Below are 18,873 nucleotides of genomic sequence, written 5' to 3'. Positions count from 1 at the left end.
CCGAAGCCCACGTACAGGAGAACGCGGTCCCTGGCGTCGCTTCCGGGGCCTGTGAACCACACTGGGCTCAATGCACTCGCGAGGTATTTCCCCGTCCGCGTACGGTCTGCCCATGACGAGGACCACGCCGCCCAGACCTGTACCCGTGGAAGCTGTGTTCCCCGACCTCGCCGCCCGTCGGGGCCGCACCACCCGACTGCACCCCAGGCCCGGGCAACCTGGCGTGCGCGAGAGCCATATCGGCGGGCCCATGCTGTGGCCGGCCGACGAGCCGTGGCCGGTCTGCCAGGAGCCCCACCAGCCCGAAACCAAAGGGTACGAGCCGGACGAGATCCGCAGCGCGCGGGCCGCGGGTGTCTGGCCGCGGAGCCAGCCATGGCCGCGCGCCGGAACGCCCGGGGAAGGCGGCCCGGTGCCGTTCCTAGGCCTCGCCCAGTTCTTCCGCCGGGACGTCCCGGCTCTGGCGGCCGGGCCCGACGGCGCGGATCTGGTACAGATACTCCGCTGCCCGTTCAACCACAGTCCGTACCTGGAACGCCGATACCACCTGCGGTGGAGACAGGCCGCAGAAACCGAACGCGCGGAGCTCCTCGCCGCTCCGCCCGAAGTACCCATGCTGCGATGGGAGCACGAACTGCCCGAGCCGTGTGTCCTGCATCCCGAAGAAGTGGACACCTATCCCTGGGCGGAGGACGACACCCTGCCTGCCTCTCTGATCGCCCGCATCGACGCGTGAGACGACGCCCGAACAGCGGAACACGGCCCCGAGGCCCCCAGCTACCAGTTCGACCTGTCGATCCCGCCCGGCTGGCGGGTCGGCGGCTTCCCGAGCTGGGCATCGACGGGCCCGATGGCCATCGGCTGCAACTCTTGCTCGACCCCGATGCGACTGCTGCTGACCGCCGGCAGCGAGGAGATGGACGCCGGCTCGCACAGCTGGATGCCTCTGGAGGACCGCGACCCGTCCCTGCAGGGGAAGGCCTCGATACAGAGCGGCCCGTCCGTTGCCCAACCAACCCGACTCCGCTTCGGCCGGGACCGGGACCTGCACATCTTCACCTGTCCGACCGATCCCAGCCGCCCACCCCAATGGGTCCTCTCCTGACGAGCTCGTGCATGGTTGGCGGTGACGCGTCGAAGGGTGCATCTGGGCCCGGTAGTCACAGTGGCTGATAGACCCCACGGGTGGCGGTCTGCTGGTGTGAGAGCAGTCCTACGATGGCTTGGATCGTGTCGCTCATGTGCTCGCGTCGGCCGTGGTGGCGGGCGAGTGCCCGCCAGTTCTTGAGGTGTGCGATGCCGTGCTCGACGCAGATACGGCGTGAAGAGTGCGCCTTGCGCTGGCGCTCGTAGATTTCCTCTTACCAGTCCGGCGGGTTCTTCTTGAAGTTACGGTGCGGTGGTGTCACCACGCGGCCGCCGGTCTGGGCGCCCAGACCCTGGTAGCCGGCGTCGGCAAAGATCTCCACGGCTGGGCCGTCAGCCCGCGACGCCGCGGATCGACGAGAACCGCAAGAACATCGCCTGGAAGAGTGTCGACGTCCTCGACGCCGATGACATCGCCGCGGTCGTACCCGGCCTCGACGTACTGATCAGCGCATTCCAGCCCGGAAACGCCGCCAGGGACATCGCCGATACGGTGGCCCGCTCGATCGCCGGCCCCACGGTGTACGCCACGGCCGCGCGAGCACTACTGAAGGCGCTGGAGAGTCATCCGCGGATCCGGCTCATCGTCATCGGCGGCGCCGGCAGCCTGGAGATCGCGCCCGGAGTCGTACGGGCCGGTTCCGGATCGGCGGCGACCAGCCGGGCCTCGACGCGGACGGGCGCAGCCGCATCTCCATGGAGGACGCCGCTGCCGCCCTCGTCGACGAGGCGGAGCTGCCACGCTTCGTCCAACGCCGCTTCACCGTCGGCTACTGACCCATCTGCCGGATCTCCCGCCTGCTCGGCACCGGCTCGTACGCCTGCCGCCTACGCTCCGGCCTTCGGCCGGTAGGTGCACACGTGCACTCCGGTGCCGCTGACGACCGTGGAGACCAGTTCGAACGTGCGGAGGTGGCCATCGGTCGGGTAGATCGTCTTACCGCCGCCGATGAGCACCGGCAGGATCATGAGCCGCAGCTCGTCGACCAGCCCCTCGGCCAGCAGGGTGCGGGTGAGGGACGCGCTACCCATGACCACCAGGTCGCGGCCTTCGGCCTCGCGCAGCTTCTTGATCTGGTCCAGGGCCTGGTCGCCGGGAATGCGCATGGTGTTGTTCCACGTCAACTCGTCCTCGCCGAGGGTGCTGGAGACGACGTACTTGGTGACGCTGTTCATGTGGTCGGCGAACGGGTCGCCGGCCCGCGCCGGCCACGCCGCGGCCATGGTCTGCCAGGTGCGGCGCCCGAACAGCAGGGCTTCGGTGCCTGCCTGCCACTGGGCCAGGGCCCCGCCCATCACCTCCGGGTCGAAGAACGGGTGGCTCCAGCCACCGTGTGCGAAGCCGCCGTCGGTGTCCTCGTCCGGGTGCCCCGGGGCCTGAACGACGCCGTCCAGGCTGATGAATTCACCAATCGCAATGCGCATGGGGATGTCTCGCTTTCTGATCAGTCGGGTGACGGGGATGGACCGCGGTCGTGTCGACGGCCTGGAGGCTCGCGCCGGACTCGTTACCGCTGGGAATGTTGTTCGCGATGGAAGAAAGCTATGTTGCGTTCAGAGTTTCAGCAACCGATCGAGTGCTCAATCGACTTGTTTCTGCAGGTCACTTGAGAGATATCCTTGCAATGGGCTTGCCACGAAACGCAACGCGATCCGTCGAATCATTGCAATGATCTGGACGTGAACGCTCACTGGCAGCCGGCGTGGACTATTCCGCCTCGTTCTCCGCAGGGGTGGGCGACCAGGGCGTTGGCGTGGCCGTGTCCCAGGCCGTGCTCGGACTTGAGCCACGAGACGAGTTCCCTGTGCGGCGTGCGTGAGTGGCGAGTTTGTGAGTCCGGTCCGGCTAGAGGCGCGCCAGCCGGGCGGTCACCGCGGCGAGTCCGGCCAGGCCGAGTGCCGCCCCTGCCGTGAAGGACAGTACGGAGGCACCGGATCCGACGAACCCGGCGAGGACGCCCACCGGGAGCAGGCGGCAGGCGATCGCCCAGCCTCGCTGCCCTTCGGCGGCGAAGCGGCGGGCCAAGACCAGGAAGGCGGCGCACAGCGCGAGGTAGCCGACCATGCCGCCGGCCATGTGGACCGCGCCATGCACGCTCAGTACGGCAGTCGCGGAGTCCGGCGTACCAGCCGGGAAACCGGCCCCGGGGTCGGCCGAGAACACGCCGCTGACCAGAAAGGACGCCCCGAACACCCCGACCGACCACGGCGCCGCGCGGCGACCTGGCCCCTGTGACACCGAGCGCCGCATCCCGACCGCACCGGCGATCAGCAGAGCCCCGGCGACGAAGAAGTTGGCGATCTGGATCCAGCCCAGGCCGCCGAGGCTCAGCTGACTGATGGCGTTGCGCGTGAAGTCGAAGCCCTCACGCGTCAGGCCCTGGGTGATCCCGACGACCAGGAACAGTGGCCCCGCCACCGCTGCGCCCTTCAGCAGCACCCGCGCCGAGGAGGCGGACCCCGCAGTGGCGGAAGCAGAAGTTGCGGCGGAAGCGGTGGCGGAGGCGCTGATCGTGTGGGTCATGGCATGCCTTCCTCGTGTGCCGCACCCACCCTGGGGGCCGGGCTTGCGGCGGTGGAATCTCGTTGCATGTAAGACCGTGGCGGAGACCCGAACCCATCGGCCCTGCCTGTGTGACCTGAGTCACGCAGACAGGGTCGATGCCGACGACGCAGGCTCTAGCTCAGGCGAACAGCTCGGCGAGCAGCTCGGGGCCGATGGCGATGGGAGCGGGGCGGTAGGCAGGAGGCTGGGTGCCCAGCAGCTCGCGGACCAGGAAGTCCCAGCAGCGCGTACGGACATAGGCCAAGTGGTCGATGAACGTGTGCTCGGCGCCGGGCACGATGAGCAGCTCGAAGCCCTTGCCGGCGGCGATGAGGCGGTCGGCCAGGCGGAGGGTCTGGTCCGGGTGGACCTGGTCGTCCATCTCGCCGTGGATCAGGAGCAGTTTCCCCTCCAGGCGGTCGGCGAGGTCGATGCTGGAAGTGTGGCTCCAGGCCTCGGGGTTGTCCGCGCCGTCGTAGGTCTCCACGAAGCCGGCGTTGAAATGACGGGCGTCGTGCGAGCCGGAGAGCGCGACTCCCACCTTGTACGTCTCGGGGAAGTCCAGCATCGCGCGGCCCGCGGCGAAGCCGCCGCCCGAGTGGCCGAACACGCCCACCCGGTCCAGGTCCATCCACGGCCGGGCCTCTGCCAGTTGGCGCAGAGCCGCGACGTGGTCGGCCAGGCTGCCTGCGTCGGCCAGGTGGCCGTAGGAGGCGTCGTGGAAGGACTTGTCCCGGCCCGGGGTGCCGCGTCCGTCCAGTGCCACCACCACGAAGCCCAGCGCGGCCATGGGTTCCGCGTCGAGGCCCATCCCGCCGGGGTCGAAGCACGGGGAGACCCGGGAGACCTGCGGTCCGGGGTAGACGTTGTCGACCACCGGGTAGGAGCGGGCGGGGTCGAACCCGCGTGGCCGGTAGAGGACTCCGTAAATGTCCGTCACCCCGTCGTCCGCCTTGACGCGGAACCGCTCCGGCGTCGTCCAGCCGGTGGCGGCGAGCTTTGCGATGTCGGCGCGCTCCAGCTCGACCAGGACCCGCCCGGACCAGTCGCGGACCGTCGTCACCGGCGGAGTGTCGACCGTGGACGCCGAGTCTATGAAGTAGTCCGGGTGGTCGGGGATGGTGACGGTGTGGTCGTGCTCGTCGTCCGTGAGCCTCGCGAAGCCAGAGCCGTCCAGGCCGATCCGGCACACCGCGCGCCGGTACGGGTCCTCGCCGACCAGCCCGGAAGCGGTGAAGTACACCACCCGCTCGGCCTCGTCGACTCGCAGGATCTGCCGTACCCCCCACGGCCCGGAGGTGACCTGTCCGAGCAGCTCGCCAGTGCGCAGGTCATACCGGTAAAGGTGGCCCCAGCCGTCCCGCTGCGAGTACCAGAGCACCTCGCCAGTCAGCACCCGCACGATCGGCGGCTCGTACCCGAACTGGTTGGGCTCGACACGGGTCGCCCCGGTCTCGCTGAGCACCGTGGTGACCTCGCCGGTGGCCGCGTCCAGCCGGTACAAGGTGAGTGTGCGCAGGTCGCGCGGCCGGCCGAGGTAGTACACCGCCGAGCTGTCCGATGCCCACCAGGCCCACTTGATCGTGATCGGCGACAGTGTCGGCATGAGCAGCGGCTCGGCCTGGGCGCGGACCACCGTGCCCTCGGCGACGTCCAGTACGACCAGTTCGGCCAGCGGTACGTGCTCGTCGCCGGGGTAGGCGAACCGCTGTGCGTGCAGCACCGGGGCGCCACCGTCGACGGGCCTGGCCTCCAGCAGGTGGGTCTCCCGGACCTCGCGCTCGTCGGTCCGGTGCGCCAGCACCTTCGTCGAGTCCGGCGACCAGGCCACCGAGGGCGGCAGGTACGGCAGGCCGATCTTACGCAGCAGGGTACTGTTCGCCGTGCACTCCGGGACGGTGCCGTACTGGTGACCGGGCACGCCGTCGGCGGTCAGCGCCCACTCGCGGCCGTCGGACAGCGAGCGCGCCCACAGGTCGTGACCTCGCCGGGACACCACGGTCTTCCCGTCGGGTGACGGTACGTCGAGGGGGCTGCCCGGCGGAGTGAACTCGGCCCGCTCGCATGCGTAGTCGTCCAGGCGGCAGCGCCACCACTCGCCGAACGCATCGAACTCGACGGTGTTCGCGGCCAGTTCGATCACCGTGGTCGGCAAGAACTCTGGGTCGACCGGCTGCCCGGAGGCGGCGGCCAGCCCGGCGGCGAGCAGGGCGTGGTCGAAGGCCGGCTCACGGGTGCCCGCAGCCGGGTCGACCAGCAGGAACCGTCTGCCGACCCCATTGCTCACCGCGTACCAGAAGCGAGCGCCTCCGTCGATCCACTGGGGCCTGACCTTGTCGCCGATGACGAGCTCGCCGGGGCGGGCGGGGCGGCGCAGCAGTTGCTCCGCGGCCTGGTAGTCCTGAGTGGTGCTCATTCTTTCGGTCCGTCCTTGGTATCGCGGTGGTCAGAGGCTGCGGGCGGTGATGTTGCCGTAGGAGGTGGTCGCGTGGATGTTCAGGGCGGCCGCGGTGCCAGCGGTGTTGTTGAGCGCATTGTCCATCCGGCCGTAGCCGGTGCCGGCGTCGAGAGTGGCGGAGACTCCGCGGGCGGCGCCGATCGTCACGTCGCCGGCCTCGGTCCGCAGCACGACCGTGCCGTGCACGGCCTCGGCGATGTCGATGCCGCCCTTCTGGACGCGGATCTCGGCGGGGCCGCCCAGGCGGCCGACCGTGACGTCGCCGGCCTGGAGGGTGAGGCGGGCGCCGGCGGTCTCATCGAGCTTGACCATGCCGTGCGCGCCGTCGTAGGTGACGTCGCCGAGCCGTCCGACGCTCTGGAACTCGGCGGTAGCCGTCTTCGCCTCGACGCGGGAACCGGCTGGCAGTTGGACCGTCACCTCGAGCGAGCCGGAGTTTCCGAGGATCTGGTTCTTCGCCTCCAGCGCCTCGATCCGCAGGACACCGTCGGCGCATACGACCGCGACCTGCTCCGCCGCCTTCACGTCGCGGGGCCTTGGAGGCGTCCGCGGGCAGGACCTCGACCGTGGTGTCGGCCCGGTCGGCGGCGACGAACCGGATGCGTCCCGCGGGGATGTCGAGGAGGGCGGCGATCGGGGCGGGGGTGTCGAACTTCTGCATGATGCTCTCCCGTGACTGGTTGTTTCTGATGTCGCCTTCTCCTCCGCGGCGGCTTCGGCCTTGCGGCTCCGTAGGAGGCGGAGTGCCAGCACTGCGGCCCCCAGCACTCCGCAGGCGCCGGCCTACGGCCACACCGAGGGCGGCGTCGGCCTCTCGGTCAGATCTGTTCGGGGGCGCCGACCGGAGGCACCCATTCGGTGAGCCGGACCACGACGCCGTTGGGATCGGTGAGCTGGAACTGCAGGTCGCCCCAAGGCTCTTGGTGCAGCCGCCTGGTGAGGGGGGCGCCCTCGCGCCGCAGCCGTTCGTACTCGGCCACGACATCCCTGACCACGAGGGTCACGACCAGATCCGCCAGCCCCAGGCCGAGCCGGGCCGGCGGCGGGAGCGCGAGGTCGCGTTCGGACAGGGCGATCTCGGCGGAGGCGTCATCTCGGCGGAGGCATACGTACCCCTCGGCCGACTCGGCTTCACGGAACCCCAGATGAGCGGTGAAGAACCGGCTGGACGCGCCCACGTCCCGCACGGTCAATGACACTTTGGTGGTGACGACGTTCATGCAGACAGCATCCGTTGTGGACAAGAAGATGATCAACGACTGATCATGCAACGCCGGTTAAGTCTGGAGTTAACGAACATGCGGGGGCGTGCGGGCGCGTGGAGCTGCGAGACATAGAGATCTTCCTGACGCTGTCGGAGGAGCTCCACTTCGGCAGGACCGCCGAGCGTCTGCACGTATCGGCGGCGCGGGTCAGCCAGGCGATCAAGAAGCAGGAACGGTCGATCGGGGCGGAACTCTTCGAGCGGACCAGCCGCCACGTTCGGCTCACGCCGGTCGGTGAACAACTGCGCGACGACCTGCGGCCGGTGTTCCAGAGCCTGAAGGCGAGCGTGGACCGGGCCCGGCTCACCGCCCAGGGCAAGACAGACGTCCTGCGGATCAACCTGTTGGTCTCCAACGCACACGAACTGCGGCCCTTCTGGGATGCTTTCCGCTCCCTGAATCCGACGTGCGGGATCCGACTCCGCTACAACGGCTTCATCGATCCGTTCGGGCCGCTGCGCAGGGGCGAAGCGGACCTCCTGCTCGCCTGGCTCCCCGTAGAGGAACCGGATCTCACCGTGGGCCCGGTGCTGTTCGAGGAGCCCCGGGTCGCGGCCGTGGCCTCCGACCACCGACTGGCGGACCGGCCGTCGGTGTCCATGGAGGTGCTCGCCGACCACGGCGTGATCGGCGGGGGATGGGTGCAGCCCGACTACTGGGAGGACGCGTTCATGCCCTTCTACACGCCCAGTGGCCGGACGATCGAACGGAACTTCACCTGCACGGATCTCGACACGCTCTACATGATCATCTCCTCGGGCGACGCCATCCACACCCTGGGCGCCCAAGTCCGCCGCTTCCACGTCCGCCCCGACATCACGTACCTGCACCTCGACGACGCCCCGATGCTCCGCTGGGGCCTGGTCTGGCGGTCGGACAACGACAACCCGATGGTCCGGTCCTTCGTGAGCATTGCCCGCGAACTCGGGACGATGTCCTTGTGAAGGGCTTTCGGCCAGCCTCTCACGCACCGACCCCCGGCCGAGGAAGTGCCGGCCGTCGGTCGCGGGAACGGTGGGACCGACCACGCCTCGAGGGGAGTCCGGCCAGCGAGGCCGGCGCGACGGTGCTCGGTGTTCCACCACCGCGCCCACTCCAGGACCTCGGCCGTGCCCTCAGGTCTCTGCCTCGGTCCACCGAGGCGGCGGCGAGGAGCCTGTTGCGGGCGGGAGGACGGTCCGGACGGTCCCCGCCGAACTCGACGGGGGAAACCTGGGCTCGCGCCGCAAGAACGTGCAAGACCGCAGGCCGGAGCGGTCCCTTCCGTCTGAGCGTGGCAGAACTGTCGGCCCGTGGGTACCTCGATCTTGTCGTGGGCGAGGAGCCAGGCGACGACTGCGGGTGCACGTCCGTGCCAGGCCACCGGTTCGGGGAAGCCGGGGAGCGGCGGCCGGGCCGGCGTCGAACGGCGTGATGCGGCCGCCCCTCACCCAGCCACTCTGTTTCCCCGGCCTGACGCCCCGACCCGCCGTCCCCGCCCGCCCGCATTCGGCCGTGGCGGTCTGCCGACGGGCGGGGAGTGCGGCTGCGGCCGGGATTTCTGTCCAGGGCCGCTGTGCCGCTGGAGGGAGGCGCGCCGGTGGCCGCGCCCGGACGCCGCTCGGACCAGATCCGCGAAGATGCCTCCTGCCCGCCCGGCCCGTCTCTGACGGTGCTGCCCTCCGCGCGGTGTGTCCCCCGGCCGCGGCGGAGACTGGGCTGTTGAATCAAAGGCATGACCAAGCATGACGATTCGGCTCTTTTCGGTAACCGCTTTCTGACGGTGCCAGCGCCCTCGGAGACCTTCCGCCACGTTCGTCACCACGTGGATGGAGCCGGAGGCGCAGCGGATGATCGCCGAGAACCTGCACCGCAATTTCATCGACCATGCGGAGTACCCGATCTCCGCCGAGATCGAGCAACGGTGCGTGCGCATGCTCGCCGACCTCTTCCATGCACCGGGCAGGACGCCGGACGCAGGGATCGTCCGAGGCGATCATGCTCGGCGCGCTGTCGCTGAAGTGGAAGTGGCGCGAGCGCCGACAGGCCGTCGGCCTGTCGGCCGACCGGCCCAACCTGGTCTTCGGGGGCGACTTCCACGTCGTGTGGGAGAAGTTCTGCCGCTACTTCGACGTCGAGCCGCGGATCGTGCCGCTTGCCGAGAACAAGTACACGATCGGCCCCGAGGACGTGGAGCCGCACCTCGACGAGAACACGATCGGTGTCGTCGCTGTCCTCAGCACCACGTTCACCGGCCACATGGACGATGTCGTCGGCATCGACAAGCTCCTACGGGACATCCGCAAGAAACGGGACCTCGACATCCCGATCCATGTCGACGGTGCCAGCGGCGCATTCGTGTGGCCCTTCCTCTACCCGGACACCAAATGGGACTTCCGGCTCGAGCAGGTCCGCTCGATCAACGTCTCGGGGCACAAGTACGGGCTGGTCTATCCCGGCATCGGATGGCTGGTGTTCCGTGAGGAAGCCGATCTCGCCAAGGACCTCGTCTTCTACGAGAACTACCTGGGCAAGACCGACGCGACGTTCACCCTGAACTTCTCCACCGGGGCGTCGATGGTCCTTGCGCAGTACTACAACTTCGTACGGCTCGGCCGCCAGGGCTACACCTACATCATGAAGATCATGCAGGAGAATGCCCGCGCGCTGGCGGCGAACCTGCAGAGCAGCGGCCGCTTCGAAGTGATCGGGGCCGACCTCGAGCAGCTGCCGCTGGTCGCTTTCCGTCTCGCCGGCCAGCACTCATACGACGAGTCCGACATCGCCTGGCAGCTCTCGGCCGAGCGGGGCTGGATGGTGCCCGCCTACACCCTCCCGCCCAACGCGGAGAACGTGAAAATCCTGCGGGCCCTGGTCAAGGAGACCCTCAGCCGCGAACAGATCGACCGCCTGACCCAGGACATCGCCGACGCCTGCCGCACCCTGGACGACAAGGGACCGGCCCACAGTATCGAGCGGACGCAGGTCAAGCGCGGCACCGGCTACTGACGCACAGTCGGCAGCAGAGGTCCACCCCGGGCTGCCGCCGCGCCTCTGGGGTGAGGGCGGGGCGGGCCGGCCTGGTGTTGGGCTCGCGGGAGGGAGGAGGGCGCCGGTCAGTGCCTTTGCAGGCAGCGGCGGAGGTGACACGGCCGGAATGGCAGTGACCGCTTCCGGTTCCCCCCAGGGACGGGCCCATCGAGTGGACGGGGCGCCGGCCGACGGTTCGTCATGCCGGCGCGGATGTCTTCGGTGCGCCGGCGTCGGGCCCGCCTGCCGGAGTGGGGCTGAGTCTGAGCGTCACGACATAGGCGACCACCACGGCGTCAGCTGCAGCCCCGGAAGGTGCGAAGGAGCGATCCCGCCCGCCGCCCCCAGAAACATCGCCGGGAAGATCGGGCCCCCTCTAAACGCGCTCAGCGAAGCTCAGTAGGCCAGCCCCTTGCAGACGAGGAGCAGCAGCAGGGCGGCGACGGTGCAGCCGGAGCTGTTGGAGAGCAGCGGTCCCAGAGCGGACTGCCCCGAGTACAGCTCCTCGGCCGCGGCCTTCCCCGAGCCTGCGGCGTAGGCGATGGCGAGCCCGGCGACCACCAGGCCCATCAGCACGGTCGCGGGGATCAGGGGTGCCGCTCGACCCGCGCCTGCAGCAGCAGGGACAGCCGCCGGATCCCCGTGCCCACGAAGGCCGCCACCAGTCCGATGACCAGCGCCCAGCCGAACTCGGCCACCGTGGGCGAAGCGGCCTGCGGCACGTCCGGAATCGCGAGGGAAAACGTGCCCAGACCAGTCCAGTTGTCCAGGCCGACGAAGACAAGCGACCCGGTACCATCCGTGCCGACGCCGAAGGCCGGTACGACAGCGCGGATGCCGGGGAGCGGGTCGTACAGCGCCCGGCCGCCGGGCCACCGTCCCAGCTCGGTCATCAGGGCGACGCCGTCCTCGATCTCCTGCGGCCGCCAGCCGGTGATGTCGAGCAGCGGTCCGTCCAGCGGCCCGCCGGCCAGGAAGGCGTACGTGGGGTGCGGCAGCGGGCCGGGGTTGGGGTCGTCGTGGTCGTGGCCGTACACCCGGCATCGCAGCAGCTGCTCGTCACCGTCGTTCATCCGGCCGGCCTCCCAGCGGCCACCGGCATCGCGGGACCGGCGCCGGGCGCCGATGCGAAGAGACCTCTCCCCCACGGCTCTCACGTGGGAAAGACACCTCATGGAGTTGAGCCGTCAAGTGGACCTTGGTCGCCGCTACTGCTCATAGGCGACGCTGAACCCCTGGACCGTCTCGTCGTATCTCTTCAGCTGGTCCCTGAGCATGGTCGCAGCCAGTGGTACTCGGAGTTCCAACTCGGCCCATCGGACGAAGCGCAGTCGCTTGGGCATCTCGACGAGGCCGGTAACCGCATCCCAGAAGGCGTCCCAGTTCATGCCGTAGAACGACGGGAAACCGAGGTCCCGCTTCAGGACCCCGTGAAGATCACGCTCGCTGCGCACCGAACCGACGTCGATCACCACCTCGCGGTTCGGATCGTGCGCCGGCTCTTCGGGAACGCCCCAGAAGGAAGGGAGCCACCAGCACAGGGCTGACCCATCATCAGGCCAAGGACGGTAATCTTCGCCCGCGAAGTCCTCGAACAAGTCGGTGGCCGGGTCGATCGGGCGCCACCCCGGGTCGACGGGTTCGTCGTCCGCCGGGGGCCGAACAAACCGCCGACCCCGCTGGTTGCAGGCGCCATAGGCCCGGAAGTTCTGCTGAGCCTCGGCGAGCGACCATTGATTGGCGCCACCCGGCCTGAACGGCCAGCGGAACTGCACCGGGTCATCTTCCCAGAAGCAGACCGGGCAGACGGCATAGGAACCGGGCCACCCATCTTCAACATCGAAGACGAGATGACCACAGCAGGGGCAGGGGCGACGCGTATCCACTGGGTCAGTCTGGTCTGTGCCACGAACAGCAGCGACTCAATTTCGCGGGAGCAGTCACTTCCGGTCCGGAAGCGCAGCAATCGGAAACGCGGTGGACTCGCCGAAGGGGACCGGGTCTGGAGGCAGTGGTGGAGGTGGCCGAGCATCCGGTTGAACAGGTGCCGCAGAGCCTGCATGTGCCAGTCTCCTCCTCCCCGTCGGCGCCGGTAGTGGGGCGACCGTCTGAACCCCGCGCAGCACATCCTCCCTGGCCGCCGCCCAGGCGGCCCCGACCGCGCGCTGGGCGGCAGCGGACTCCCCCTGGGACCGCCGCATGTAGGCGCACCGTGGCCGTCAGCCGGGCCGGTTACCCGCGGAGAGGCGCCGGGCGGGCTGTGCGGGTCGGGAGTCTGGCAAGGCAGCGGCCCTGACAAGTCATAAACGGACCAGGTTTTCTCTCGCGGCAGAGCACAATGAGATTGTCCCGATGACCCATCGTCAGGAGATCCATGTCGATCATTGAGTCGGTAGGTGTCCCACTGCTCACAGTCGCGGCCACTCTGGGCGGCGGCTGGCTCGTGAGCACTCGAATAACGGACCACTGGGACCAGGTCAAGAAGAATCGCGACATGGACCTTGCCGCAGCTCAGAACTTCCAACGGCTTTACGGAGAGTTCGTAGCAGTATGGAAAACGTGGAACGCCTTAACAAGCGGCCACACACCTGTCACTACGCCTGAGCATGTCGGCTGGGGATGCCTGGAGCGGGCGACGGCAGCCGAAGGCGAGATAGAGGCCCTCCTGGCCAAGGTGGCCGCCGAGCGCATGCTGACCGGGCAGGAGGTCGACGTGCTCGGCGGTGTCCGCCAAGCCTTCAAGGCCGTCCGGCGGGCCATCCAGCGGGGTGAACCGCTCGACTGGTGGTCCTCCGGGGTCCAGCCCTACGTGGCGTTCAAATCGCTGTCGACAGCCGTGTCCGTCCTGCTGAGCACCACACCAGACACCAAGCGCCGGCCGAGTGTCGGCCTAGCCGCCCACAACTTCAGAGAGATCACGCACAACCGTCACGAAATTGCCTGGATTGATACCGCCCGACGTCTTGCCCCGGAAGACCAGTCGCCCTGACAGTCACGCCGCGTCATCGGCAGGATTGGGCCGGCGGCCCGCGAGGCGGACCCGCAGGAGCACGAAGTGCGAACTCATCGCCGCCTTTGAAACCCTTGCGCCAAGTCAGCGTGCCTCCCGCCTGCCGGCCCGCGGTCAGCACGTAGTCGCATAAGGAGCGGGGCCGGGTACGGTAACGGGGCAGCGGCCTGGTCCCAGCCCTAGCTGTACACGGCGATCCGGCGCGACCCCCGTGGCGGCATGAAGATCCGGGAGATCGAGCGCAAGTACAACGTGTCGTGGCGGACGGTCCGCAAGGCCGTGGACTCGGTCTGGCCGGAGCCCAGGGAGCAGCTGCCGCCGCGGCCGACGGCCACTTCTCCGGCCTCAAGGGGAGTTGGCTGGCGGCCCGGCAGAGCAAAGCGCGGTCCGCTACTCGTCGGGGGTCGCAGGCTCTGGATCAGGCACTGGCTGTCCCACGTCGGATGACCAATGGGGACGGAAGCGCTCGACCACGGCTGTGAAGTCTTTCCGCAGATACCGAGAATCGCACGGCATCAGCCGGATCTGTTGGCGGCTGTCAGCCCACCAGATCTCGAAATCGGCGACCGTGCCTTCCGCTGGCCAGTCCTCGGTCTCGCCTGGCAGCCACAGCGCATCGACAAAGCCTCCAACGCTCAGGCCAATGTCCACGAAGATCCCGACCGCGCCAGGCCGGGGGACCAGCACAACAGTGCCCTCGAAGATCTGCCCGAAGCGCAGGCCCCTCCGAATCCGAGCCCACTCGGCATCTGTCACCACGAACAGATCATCGCACCTTCGTCCGAGGCGCGAGTAGCTGGACTTGACTTGCATTGCATTGCATTGCAGCGTCCCCTCTCACGTTGTTCGCCGCAGCGGCACGGCACTGCCCGCTACTACTCGTGAACATCCACGGCCCAGATGCTGACCAACCGCTAGAACTCATCGACGCACGCTGCTGCTGAACGTGAACGAAGCCAGCCATGTCGAGCAGGGTGTTGATGGTCTTGCCGTCCAGCTCACTGTGCGGTGCGGACGGACCCGCTGGTGAGCGCCGACGGCGGGGGCGCCCGGTGGCCCGGTGCGGGCACGACGAGGTGGCAGGATGACGCGGTGTACGACTCTCTTCGTGAACCGTGGCTGCGCGGCATTGCCTTCAATCCGGCGGCGCCCTCCGACGTACTGATACGCCTGATGGATCGAGCGGCCGGTGAGGCCGGCCTGCTGATGTGTGAGGGCCGCGACCTGCCCGACGGCGTTGTCGCGGCAGCCCTGCGCCACCCGGCCATGGGGATCCGCCGCGCGCTCGCCGGCAACCGGTACGTAGACCCTTCGCGACTCGTCCCGCTGGCGACGGACCCGTCGGGGCTCGTCCGTGCGCGGCTCGCCAACCCCCGCCCCCGCCCCAGACGGGTCCGACCGCTGCCGGACGACATCCTCGTCACCCTCCTGACTGCCCAGGACGGGGGCGAGGACGGCATGCTCACCGAACACGAGATCGCCCAGGAGCTCGACTTCTCTCGGCAGATCCCGTTGTCCTTCCACCGCTCCATGGCCGGGCACGCGCACCCCCAGCTCCGCATACGCGCCACCTGGAGGTGGCAGTCGCTCACCCCCGCGCAACAGGAGGCGCTGCTCGACGACCCCGACCCCGCGGTGCGGGAGGCGGCGCAGGAGAGCACCTGGGAGCTCGACCCGGAAGCGGTGGAGGCCAAACTGCCGTCCATCGGCTCGCACAGCAAGTGGTTCGTGCTCGGCACGTGCGCCCTGTCTGCCGCGCTCGTCGAGCAGTGCTTCGCGGATGACGCGGTGCACCCCCTGACCCGGAACCCCCACACTCCGGCCGACGCCCTCGCCCGGCTCGCCCGCCATCCCGATGCGAAGGTCCGCGGGATGGTGGCCGCCCGGCCCGACCTGGGACCGGACCTGGTAGCGGAGCTGAGCGAGGACCCGGACGAAGGAGTGCGGATGCGCGCCCGTCTGCACCCGTTCCCCCGTACCTGGGCCGAGTACGGGGCGATCCAAAGGGTCATCGGGCACGGTCCGGACTGCACCTGCCCGATCACCGAGCCGTCCCCCGAGCCGTCCCCCGACTGGTTCGCCGCCTGCGCGGTGTCCGGGGAACCGGTGCTCCGCCGGGTTGCGGCAAGCTGGCCCGGCCTGCCCGCAGAACTCGTCGGGACGCTCGCGCAGGATGACGACGAGGAGGTACGGATCCGGCTTGCCTGCTTCCACCCGCTGGCTCCGTCACAGCTGCTCCTGGACGTCTTCGTCACCCGCCCGGCGCACCGCCCGCACCTGCTGACCCTGCCCGCGTTCCCCCGCACCGGCCGGACCCACCTCATCGGCCACCCGGATCCCGAGGTACGCGCCCTGGCCGCAGCCGATCCCACCCTGTCCGAACCACCGGTGGGAGACCCCGACGAGTCGGTGCGCCGGGCAGCCGCCGCCAACCCGAGCCTGACAGCAGAGGCCTTGGAGGCCCTCCTCGCCGACCCCCGTACCGCAGAGGGCGCTGCAGCCAACCCGTCCCTCCCCGTTCCCCGCATGCACGCACTCCTCGACCGCTGCCTGAACGGCGCCGCCACCCCACTGACGGCAGCAGCCCCAGGCCGCGGGACGACGTCCACGTAGCGGTTGCAGGCAGGGCAACCTCGGCCAGCCCGCGGCTGCTGCCGACATGCCGGACAGGCGTTCCCCGGGGGGGTCCTTCAGCCTGCGCTGGTGGTGAGGGGCGGCTGGGAGGCGGTCGGTGGGGTGAAGAGTGCCTGGACGGTTTCGCTGGCCAGCTCCCGCAGCCAGGTGTGGGCACGGTCGTTGTCGTATCGCTGGTGCCACAGCAGGTACAGGGGGATGCCGGGCAGCGGGAGTGGCGGCGGCAGTGTGACCAGGCCGAGTTGTTCCCGGGCCGTGCGGGTGACCGCGTCGGGGAGGGTGACGACCAGGTCGGTGTCAAGGGCGAGTTGGAGTGCGAAGGCGGCGGTGGGCCCGGCGGCGATGACGCGTCGTCCGAGGCCGCGTGTGGTCAGGGCGTCATCGATCGGGTCGCGCAGGCTTCCGCGCCGCGAAACAGTGACGTGTTCGGCGGCTGCGTAACGCTCCGAACTGAGCGGGCCTTCGGTGAGCGGGTGGCCCGGGCGGACGGCGACGACCAGCCGGTCCCTGCCGACGAGGCGATGGCGGATGTCGGGGAGCGTCGGAGCGCTGGAGCTTGATTCGAGGTCGACCTCACCCCGGCGCAGCTCGGCGTCGTCCGTCCCGGGTTCGGCGGACAGGCGCAGCCGGACGCCGGGGGCCTGATGGTGGACGGCGGCGATCAGGGCCGTGCCGGAGGCTGCGGTCAGGGCGTCGTGCCAGCGCACGGTGAACACCCGCTCCAGGGATGCCAGGTCGAGTTCCTGCTGTGCGGACAGAAGTTGGTGGGCCTGCTGCACCAGGGCGTGTACCTCGGCTCGCATGGCCAGCGCGCGGGTGGTGGGGACCATGCTGCGGCCGGTGCGGACCAGGATCTGGTCACCGGTGGCCTTGCGGATGCGGCCCAGGGAGCGGCTCATCGCCGGTGCGGTGACGTGGAGGCGTGCTGCCGCGCCGGCGACGCTGCCCTCTTCCAGCAGGGCATCCAGAGCTGTGAGCAGGTTCAGATCCAATTGCATGACAGTAACTCTACAAGTGCCAAGCATGCACTTGTTGTTAATAGTTGGGCGGCCTACCTTCGAAGTGCGGGGGCGAGACAACCGCCCCGCTTCGACCGATCCCAGGGAGACCGCCATGAGCACAGCCATGCCTTTCGACACCGGTACGACGCTCCTGTCCTACGTGACAGCCGCGGTGAAGACGGCCGGCGTCACGCTGCGCGACCGCTACACCTCGCACGCCCGGGGCGTGAGCCTGGACGAGGTCGTCGGCGAGATCCACGCCAACGACGACGCGGTGCTGGAGGTGCTGCGGGAACCGCTGCTGCGGGCCCGGCCGGGGTCGCAGTGGGCCGAGGACGAGCTGGCCGGCGGCGCGCTCCCGGCCGGGGAGTGGTGGGTCGTCGACCCCGCCGAAGGCAACATCAACCACGTCCACGGCATGGAGGACTGGGCCGTCACCGCCACCCTGGTCCGTGACAACCGGCCGGTGCTCACCGTCGTCCACCTGCCGCTGACCGGCGACACTTACACCGCGGTCGTGGGCGGCGGCGCCCGCCTTAACGGCCGGCCCCTGGAGGTGTCCGCCAAGACCGACCTGGGCGCCGCCCTCACCGGCACCGGCCAGGCCAAGCCCGGCGAGGACGAGCGTACCTTCCGGCGGATCGGTGACTCCGTCACCGCGATGCTCATCAACGGCCTGGTCGTGCGCGTGTCCGTTCCCGCCACGATGCAGCTCATCCACGTCGCCGCCGGACGCATGGACGCGTTCTGGCAGTTCTCCGACGTCCGCTCCGGCCTGGTCGCCGGCGCCCTGCTGGTCTCCGAGGCCGGAGGCACCGTCACCGACCTGACGGGCGAACCCTGGAACACCGGCAGCCGTGACTTCCTGGCCGCCGCCCCCGGCATCCACGGCGCCGCCCTCAAGGTCCTCTCGCCGATCGCCTGACCACCGGACGTCCGCGCTCTTCCCCACCCTGATACCGCAAGGAGCACCACCTCATGACCAGCATCGGCATCCTGGGCGCCGGCCGCGTCGGAACCAACCTCGCCGACAGGCTCTCGGCAGCCGGACACCATGTCACCCTCGGTGGCCGGAGCCCCGAAGACACCGCCGCCCGCACCGCCGGGCTCGCCCCGCGGGTCACCTTCGCCGACCAGCACACCACTGCCCACACCACGGACATCGTGATCAACGCGACGCCCGGCGACAGTTCCCTGGAACGCCTCACCGACCTGCGCACCGAACTCGCCGGCAAGATCCTCGTCGACGTCTCCAACGCCACCCGCACCGACGGTGACGGCCTGCCCGGCGCCCTGTGCTATCCCGGTAGCAGCCTCGCCGAGAAGCTCCAGGCCGCGCTTCCCGACACCCATGTGGTCAAGACCCTCAACACCATGCTTTTCATGGTCATGACCGCTCCGGAAATCCTGGCCACCCCACCGACCGCCTATCTCTCAGGTGATGACGAACACGCCAAGAGGACCGTCACCCGCCTCCTCGGCGACCTTGGCTGGCGGCCCGAACGGATCGAAGACCTCGGCGACATCACCACATCCCGCGCCACCGAGGCCATGATCCTGGTCGTGCCCCACATCATGCGCCGGCACGGCTTCAAGCCCTTCGCCGTCTCCCTCGCCCGCTGACCCACCAGCGCCCAGGCACGGCGCTGGACCCGGACATGAGCTGGGAGCACGGCCCCGGCTTGGTGTGCGGTACGGGCCGGGGTGTGGCAGGCAGGGAAGCCTGGCCTCCCAGGGCGCCTCGTACGTCTTCCGGGACCGGCTGCTGCTCGGGCTCGCGCTGCGTCCGACGGTCGGGAACATCG

At 69.4% G+C, this 18,873-nt stretch carries 17 protein-coding genes and 4 pseudogenes; 7 read left to right on the top strand and 14 right to left on the bottom strand.

From position 1 onward, the window contains the following. Positions 1-145: 145 nt before the first annotated feature. On the top strand, positions 146-736 hold the full coding sequence (locus IO30_RS47930) for a hypothetical protein (protein ID WP_342449978.1): 591 nt from the start codon (positions 146-148) through the stop codon (positions 734-736). A 743-nt stretch (positions 737-1,479) separates the two neighbouring features. Here IO30_RS47930 and IO30_RS47925 read toward each other — a convergent pair. From IO30_RS47925 to IO30_RS0127315, 8 genes and pseudogenes are all read right to left on the bottom strand, one after another. Beyond that, positions 1,480-1,677, bottom strand: a complete 198-nt coding sequence (locus IO30_RS47925; protein WP_051859259.1) for a hypothetical protein — start codon at positions 1,675-1,677, stop codon at positions 1,480-1,482. 33 nt (positions 1,678-1,710) lie between these two features. Beyond that, entirely contained in the window at positions 1,711-1,899 is a 189-nt protein-coding gene (locus IO30_RS47920; protein WP_157853375.1) for a hypothetical protein, read from the bottom strand. 75 nt (positions 1,900-1,974) lie between these two features. Beyond that, positions 1,975-2,571 (bottom strand): dihydrofolate reductase family protein, encoded by a 597-nt coding sequence (locus tag IO30_RS0127335; RefSeq protein ID WP_031147157.1) that lies wholly within the window; start codon positions 2,569-2,571, stop codon positions 1,975-1,977. Between the two features lie 263 nt (positions 2,572-2,834). Next, positions 2,835-3,083, bottom strand: coding sequence for a DUF4287 domain-containing protein (locus IO30_RS48175; RefSeq protein WP_078903987.1), 249 nt, complete (start codon positions 3,081-3,083; stop codon positions 2,835-2,837). Then, positions 2,993-3,670: a DUF998 domain-containing protein gene (locus IO30_RS0127330; protein ID WP_031147155.1), complete on the bottom strand. Its 678-nt coding sequence runs from the start codon at positions 3,668-3,670 to the stop codon at positions 2,993-2,995. The genes IO30_RS48175 and IO30_RS0127330 overlap by 91 nt, the downstream gene beginning before the upstream one ends. Before the next feature lie 160 nt (positions 3,671-3,830). After that, the gene (locus IO30_RS0127325) at positions 3,831-6,107 is read right to left on the bottom strand and encodes a S9 family peptidase (RefSeq protein ID WP_031147154.1); all 2,277 of its coding nucleotides are present in this window, start codon (positions 6,105-6,107) and stop codon (positions 3,831-3,833) included. 30 nt (positions 6,108-6,137) lie between these two features. Next, a pseudogene (locus tag IO30_RS40870) lies at positions 6,138-6,810 on the bottom strand (DUF4097 family beta strand repeat-containing protein). Positions 6,811-6,967: 157 nt separating this feature from the next. Next, a complete protein-coding gene (locus IO30_RS0127315) occupies positions 6,968-7,369 on the bottom strand; it encodes a VOC family protein (protein WP_031147152.1) in 402 nt (133 codons plus the stop codon). A gap of 98 nt (positions 7,370-7,467) precedes the next feature. Between IO30_RS0127315 and IO30_RS0127310 the strand changes: the two genes are divergently transcribed. Together IO30_RS0127310 and gad are read left to right on the top strand one after the other, a co-directional pair. Further along, positions 7,468-8,358, top strand: coding sequence for a LysR family transcriptional regulator (locus tag IO30_RS0127310; protein WP_031147149.1), 891 nt, complete (start codon positions 7,468-7,470; stop codon positions 8,356-8,358). Between the two features lie 988 nt (positions 8,359-9,346). Next, positions 9,347-10,402, top strand: a complete 1,056-nt coding sequence (gad, locus tag IO30_RS40865; protein WP_202205010.1) for a glutamate decarboxylase — start codon at positions 9,347-9,349, stop codon at positions 10,400-10,402. A 315-nt stretch (positions 10,403-10,717) separates the two neighbouring features. Here the strand turns inward: gad and IO30_RS47150 are convergent. The 4 genes and pseudogenes from IO30_RS47150 to IO30_RS48170 form a co-directional block, all read right to left on the bottom strand. After that, positions 10,718-11,253: pseudogene (locus IO30_RS47150) on the bottom strand (chloride channel protein); the annotation flags it as partial. Between the two features lie 6 nt (positions 11,254-11,259). After that, a pseudogene (locus tag IO30_RS44850) lies at positions 11,260-11,496 on the bottom strand (hypothetical protein); the annotation flags it as partial. A gap of 135 nt (positions 11,497-11,631) precedes the next feature. Then, entirely contained in the window at positions 11,632-12,309 is a 678-nt protein-coding gene (locus tag IO30_RS47145) for a CPCC family cysteine-rich protein (protein ID WP_234321686.1), read from the bottom strand. A gap of 54 nt (positions 12,310-12,363) precedes the next feature. After that, a pseudogene (locus tag IO30_RS48170) lies at positions 12,364-12,521 on the bottom strand (IS110 family transposase); the annotation flags it as partial. A gap of 276 nt (positions 12,522-12,797) precedes the next feature. Between IO30_RS48170 and IO30_RS0127280 the strand changes: the two are divergent. Further along, the gene (locus IO30_RS0127280) at positions 12,798-13,412 is read left to right on the top strand and encodes a hypothetical protein (RefSeq protein WP_031147145.1); all 615 of its coding nucleotides are present in this window, start codon (positions 12,798-12,800) and stop codon (positions 13,410-13,412) included. 411 nt (positions 13,413-13,823) lie between these two features. Here IO30_RS0127280 and IO30_RS42175 read toward each other — a convergent pair whose 3' ends face one another. Then, complete coding sequence (locus IO30_RS42175; RefSeq protein ID WP_051859272.1) at positions 13,824-14,192, bottom strand: hypothetical protein; 369 nt, start codon at positions 14,190-14,192, stop codon at positions 13,824-13,826. Positions 14,193-14,525: 333 nt separating this feature from the next. On the opposite strand from IO30_RS42175, the gene IO30_RS0127265 reads away from it, so the two are divergent. Next, positions 14,526-16,046, top strand: coding sequence for a hypothetical protein (locus IO30_RS0127265; protein WP_031147141.1), 1,521 nt, complete (start codon positions 14,526-14,528; stop codon positions 16,044-16,046). Positions 16,047-16,123: 77 nt separating this feature from the next. Here the strand turns inward: IO30_RS0127265 and IO30_RS0127260 are convergent, their stop codons facing one another. Beyond that, on the bottom strand, positions 16,124-17,065 hold the full coding sequence (locus IO30_RS0127260; protein WP_037895269.1) for a LysR family transcriptional regulator: 942 nt from the start codon (positions 17,063-17,065) through the stop codon (positions 16,124-16,126). A 115-nt stretch (positions 17,066-17,180) separates the two neighbouring features. On the opposite strand from IO30_RS0127260, the gene IO30_RS0127255 reads away from it, so the two are divergent. Next, positions 17,181-17,993: an inositol monophosphatase family protein gene (locus IO30_RS0127255; RefSeq protein WP_031147136.1), complete on the top strand. Its 813-nt coding sequence runs from the start codon at positions 17,181-17,183 to the stop codon at positions 17,991-17,993. Positions 17,994-18,046: 53 nt separating this feature from the next. Further along, entirely contained in the window at positions 18,047-18,691 is a 645-nt protein-coding gene (locus tag IO30_RS0127250; protein WP_031147134.1) for an NADPH-dependent F420 reductase, read from the top strand. Positions 18,692-18,873 lie beyond the last annotated feature (182 nt).

Source organism: Streptomyces xanthophaeus (assembly GCF_000725805.1).
Taxonomy (GTDB): Bacteria; Actinomycetota; Actinomycetes; order Streptomycetales; family Streptomycetaceae; genus Streptomyces; species Streptomyces xanthophaeus.
Note: the sequence above shows the minus strand (reverse complement) of the source record. Positions and strands in the feature narration are given on the sequence as shown.

What these genes read in the sequence shown, in the direction of transcription:
- IO30_RS0127335 (WP_031147157.1), bottom strand. Translation starts at nt 2,571, where the DNA reads ATGCGCATTGCGATTGGTGAATTCATCAGCCTGGACGGCGTCGTTCAG.
- IO30_RS0127330 (WP_031147155.1), bottom strand. Translation starts at nt 3,670, where the DNA reads ATGACCCACACGATCAGCGCCTCCGCCACCGCTTCCGCCGCAACTTCT.
- IO30_RS0127325 (WP_031147154.1), bottom strand. Translation starts at nt 6,107, where the DNA reads ATGAGCACCACTCAGGACTACCAGGCCGCGGAGCAACTGCTGCGCCGC.
- IO30_RS0127315 (WP_031147152.1), bottom strand. Translation starts at nt 7,369, where the DNA reads ATGAACGTCGTCACCACCAAAGTGTCATTGACCGTGCGGGACGTGGGC.
- gad (WP_202205010.1), top strand. Translation starts at nt 9,347, where the DNA reads ATGCACCGGGCAGGACGCCGGACGCAGGGATCGTCCGAGGCGATCATG.
- IO30_RS0127280 (WP_031147145.1), top strand. Translation starts at nt 12,798, where the DNA reads ATGTCGATCATTGAGTCGGTAGGTGTCCCACTGCTCACAGTCGCGGCC.
- IO30_RS0127260 (WP_037895269.1), bottom strand. Translation starts at nt 17,065, where the DNA reads ATGCAATTGGATCTGAACCTGCTCACAGCTCTGGATGCCCTGCTGGAA.
- IO30_RS0127255 (WP_031147136.1), top strand. Translation starts at nt 17,181, where the DNA reads ATGAGCACAGCCATGCCTTTCGACACCGGTACGACGCTCCTGTCCTAC.
- IO30_RS0127250 (WP_031147134.1), top strand. Translation starts at nt 18,047, where the DNA reads ATGACCAGCATCGGCATCCTGGGCGCCGGCCGCGTCGGAACCAACCTC.